The following is a 4,837-nucleotide window of genomic DNA, read 5'->3' as shown; positions in this document are numbered from 1 at the left end:
GCGATATCCAGCTCGATGCCAATGGCCAGCTGAGCATGGCCCAGGCCAGCGCCGGGGGCGATGTGCGCATCCGGGCGACCGGTATCGAAACCCAGGGGCCGGTGCATGCCGGCAAGCAACTGCAGGTGGAAAGCCGCGGTGACCTGGTCAACCGTCAGGGGCTGACCGCGGCAGGTTCGGTGCAACTGGACGCAGCTGGTCAACTGAACAACCTCGCTGGCATCCAGGCCGGCATCCAGGCCGATGGCAGCCGCGCGGCCGATGCCGACCTGAAGATCAACGCCGGAGCCGTGGACAACCGCAACCAGCGCCTGATCGCCAGCGGTGACCTGACGCTGACCACGGGCGGTCGCCTGGATAACCAGGGCGGCAGCCTCAGCGCCGGGCGCCATGTCGACATCAACGCCGCAACGCTGGACAACCGCCAGCAGGGCAAGGTTGTCGGTGACGGGCGCATGACCCTCACCGGCGGGCAACTGCTCAACAGCGATCGTGGCCAGATCATCAGCCAAGGGGCACTGAATGCCACCTGGGCGCATCTCGACAACCAGGCTGGCGAGCTGTCCAGCCTCGATGCCCTGGCCCTGAACCTCGGTAGCCTGGACAACCGCAATGGCAAGGTCCTGGCCAACCGGGGCATTACCGTCACCAGCCAGGGCCTGGTCGACAACCGGACCGGCCGGATCGCCAGCCAGACCGCCCTCGATCTGACCGCCCAGGCCCTGAACAACGGCCAGGGTGGCCATATCAGCGGCAACCAGGCGGTCAGCGTCAATGTCGGGCGGCTCGACCAGCAAGGCGGCCATCTGAGCAGCGTCACCGAGCTGACCCTCGACCTGAACCAAGGCCGGCTGGACAACCGCGACGGCGAGATCGTCGCCAACCAGCTGCGTCTGCGGCAGATGGCCGATATCGACAACCAGCGTGGCGAGATCTCCAGCAAGGGGGCCTTCACCCTGACGGGTCGCAGCCTCGACAACACCGGTGGCAAGTTCTACAGCGAGCAGGCCCTGACCGTGCGCCTCGACCAGTTGCTCGACAACCTGGATGGCCTGGTCTCGGCCGACGGCCTGGATATCCAGGCCCTGGCGTTGCACAACCAGGGCGGCGTGGTCACCAGCAAGTCCGGCCTGGTGTTGACCACCCGCGCAGCCATCGACAACCAGCACGGCGAGATCTCCAGCACCGGCCACGGCCAGGTAAAGGCGGGCAACCTCGACAACCGTGAGGGTACGGTCACGGGTGGGGCGCTGGAACTGGTGGTCGCCCAGGCGCTGGACAATCGCCAAGGTGTGCTGGCTGCCGGCAAGGCACTGACGCTGAACGCCGCCAGCCTCGACAACCGCGAGCAGGGCAAGCTGCTCAGCGATGGCACGCTGACCGCCAAGGTCAGCGGCCTGCTGGACAACCAGGCCAAGGGCCTGGTGAATGGCCAGGGTGCCACGGATATCGACGCGGGGCAGTTGGACAACCGTGGTGGCCGGTTGCAGGGCAAGGACCTGCTGACCCTGCATGGCCAGCATTGGGACAACCGCGGCGGCAAGATCGAGGGTGATGGCGCGATGACGCTGACCATCGACCAGCTCGACAACCGCGACCAGGGCCTGGTCAGCGGCCAGGCCGGGGTGCGCTTCAATGGCACCGAACTGCTCAACCAGCTCGGCATCTTCGGTGCGAAGGGCAACCTGGACCTGGTCGCTGCGCACCTGGACAACAGCGGCGGCAGCCTGACCAGCGGCGGCGATCTTGATGGGCAGGTCACACGCCTGGAACAGCTCGGCGGCAAGCTGTCCGCCGACGGCAAGCTGACCCTCAAGGGCGATTCGCTGGTCAACCGCCAGGGCGCCGTGCTGGGCGCCGGGCAGGGCATGCGCCTGACCGTGGGCAGCGTCGACAACCGTGGTGGTGAACTGTCTGCGGCCAAGGCGCTGAGCCTGACCGGGCAGCGCCTGGACAACACCGGCGGCCAGGTCCTGGCCAACACCGACCTGACGCTGACGGTGGCCGAGGTCATCAACCAGGCCCAGGGCCTGCTGCGCGGCAAGGGCCAGCTGACCCTCGACGGCCAGACCCTGGACAACCGCGACGGGCGTGTTTCCGGCGAGCAGGGTGCACGCCTGCGCCTGGGCCAGGCGCTCGACAACGGCAAGGGGCTGCTGACCAGCGAGGGAGACCTCGATATCGGCGCCGCCAGCCTCGACAACAGCGACGCCGAGCTGAGCGCCGCCGGCAAGCTCACCCTGGCCACCACTGGCAAGGTAGACAACCAGCGCGGGTCGATCACCGCCGACGGCACCCTCGACCTGCGCAGCGCCAGCCTGTACAACCATGCCGGCGAGATCGGCGCCCAGGGGGCCATGGATATCGCCACCGGCACGCTGGACAACCGCGACAGCGGGCACGTGGTTGGCAACGACCGCCTGACCATCAAGGCCGGCCAGGTCAACAATGCAGGCAGCGATAGCCGCATCGACAGCGATGGCGCAATGAGCTTGACCGCCACCGGCTTCGACCAGCAGGCCGGGCGCCTGCTGAGCAAGACTTCGATCACCCTCGACCTGGGCCAGGGCGCATTGGTCAACCATGGCCTGATCAAGGCTCCGCTGCTGGTGCTGAACAACCTCGGCAGCGTCGACAACCAGCGGGGCGAGATCGTCAGCCCGCAAGGCTTCACCCTGGCCGCCGATACCCTGGACAACCGCCAGGGCAAGCTGATCAGCGACCAGGATCTGACGGTCCGTATCGCCCAGGTACTGGAGAATACCAAGGGCCTGGTCTCGGCCAAGGGCCTGGACCTGCGCGCCACCCGCGCGGATAACCGCCAAGGCATTCTTGTGGGCGACACCGCCCTGAACATCGACGCCGGCACTTTGGACAACCGCCAGGGCAAGGTCTCCGGCAAAGGCCGTGGTGAGATCCAGGCTGGCACATTGCTCAACACTGCGGGTTCGCTGATCAGTCTGGAGCAGTTGCGGATCAAGGGCGACGCACTGGACAACCGTGAGTCAGGGCTGCTCGGCAGCAACGGTGCGCTGACCCTGGAAGTCGACCGGATCGACAACCGTGGCGGCGAGATCACCGGCAAGGCCGCTGTCGCGGTCACCGGCACCTCGCTGGACAACAGCGACGGCGGCCTGCTGGTGGCCGGCACGGGCATGACCCTCGCACTGCAGGCACTGCTCAATCGCAACAAGGCACGTATCGAGGCCCAGACCGGCCTGACCCTGACCGGCCTGACCCTGGACAACGACGGTGGCCGCCTGACCAGCCAGCGGGACATGACCCTGACGTTGACCGGCGCGGCGCTCAACCGCCTCGGCCTGATCAGTGCCGAGGGCCAGTTGCTGATGGCCGCGCTAAGTCTGGACAACAGCACCGGCAAACTGGACAGTGCCGGCAGCCTGAAGCTGACCACGACAGGCGCGCTGCTCAACAAGGGGGGCGAGTTGCTGAGCGACAGCGATATCACCCTGGCCAGCGCCAGCCTGAACAACACCGACAAGGGCGTTATTGCCAGCAAGGGCGCGCTGGCCATCAGCACCGGCCACCTGGACAACAGCCGCCAGGGCAGTATCAGCAGCAACCGCACCCTCGATCTGCATGCCGGTCAGCTGGACAACCGTGACGGCGGCCGAGTCGGCAGCCGTGAAGCACTCAACGCGACGGTCACTGGCCTCGACCAGCAGGGCGGCAAGCTGTTCAGCGACACTTCGGTGAAGCTCGACCTGGGCCATGGCCACCTGGACAACCGCGGAGGCCTGATCAACGCCCCGTCGCTGCTGCTGAACAACCTCAAGACCGCGGCCAACCAGGGCGGCGAGATTTCCAGCGCGCAAGCGTTCACCGTCGCCGCCGAGCAACTGGACAACGGCAATGGCCGTTTGCTCAGTGACCAGGGCCTGCTGCTGCGGGTCAGCCAGCGCCTGGACAACCTCAAAGGCCTGATCGGTGGCCAGTCGCTGGAGGTTTATGCCGGTGTGCTGGACAACAGCGGCGGTACCCTGAGCAGCCAGAGTGGCTTGCAGGTCACCGTAGATGGCTCGCTGAACAACCGCGACGGCGGCCGCATCGAAGCCAAGGACGCACTCACACTCACCAGCAAAGGCGTGGACAACCACGGTGGCAAACTGCTCGGCAGCAGCCTTGCACTGGACCTGCTCGGCGCCGACCTGGACAACGGCGCCGGCCTGATCACCACCGCCGGCCCACTGACCCTCGTCAACCTGGCCAAGCTCACCAACCAGGGCGGCGAGATCTCCACTGCCCAGGCCCTGCGCCTGGACCTCAGCGAACTGGACAACCGTGACGGCAAGCTGATCAGCGAACAGACCCTGGCCATCACCAGCGGCGCCATCGACAACCGCAACGGCCTGGTTTCGGGCTGGCAGGGGCTGACTGTCACCGGCCAGAGCCTGGACAACCGCCAGCAAGGCACCCTGTCGAGCCGTTCCGGCACCGTGCAGGCGACCGTGGCCGGCGCCCTGCGCAACAGTGACGGCGGCGCGCTGGTCGCCCAGCAGCGGCTGGACGTCAAGGCCGACAGCCTGGACAACAGCGCCAAGGGCATCCTGTCCAGCGGCAGCGGCCAGCAGCTGACCATCACGGGGGCACTGGATAACCATGAAGGCGGCCTGATCGATGCCGGTGAAAAACTGGTCATCAGCGCAGGTTCCCTCGACAACCACGGCGGTCGTGTGGCCACCCGCCAGGACCTGGGCCTGAACGCCGCGAGCCTGAACAACAACGACGGCAACCTCGCCGCCCAGGGCGCCCTGACCCTCGATCTGCTCGCCGACCTGCTCAACCGCAAGGGCACGCTGTTCGCCGGCAAGGACCT

Annotated in this window: 1 protein-coding gene; it reads left to right on the top strand. The window is 67.0% G+C overall.

Features of this window, described 5'->3' with window-relative positions:
- On the top strand, positions 1-4,837 hold a 4,837-nt coding region (locus LU671_RS28975; RefSeq protein WP_442964157.1), incomplete at both ends, for a beta strand repeat-containing protein.

Origin of the sequence: Pseudomonas sp. NMI760_13, assembly GCF_021283245.1 — a bacterium.
Lineage (GTDB): Bacteria > Pseudomonadota > Gammaproteobacteria > Pseudomonadales > Pseudomonadaceae > Aquipseudomonas > Aquipseudomonas peradeniyensis.
The sequence above is the reverse complement of the archived record's forward strand: the minus strand, read 5'-3'. Positions and strand labels throughout refer to the sequence as shown.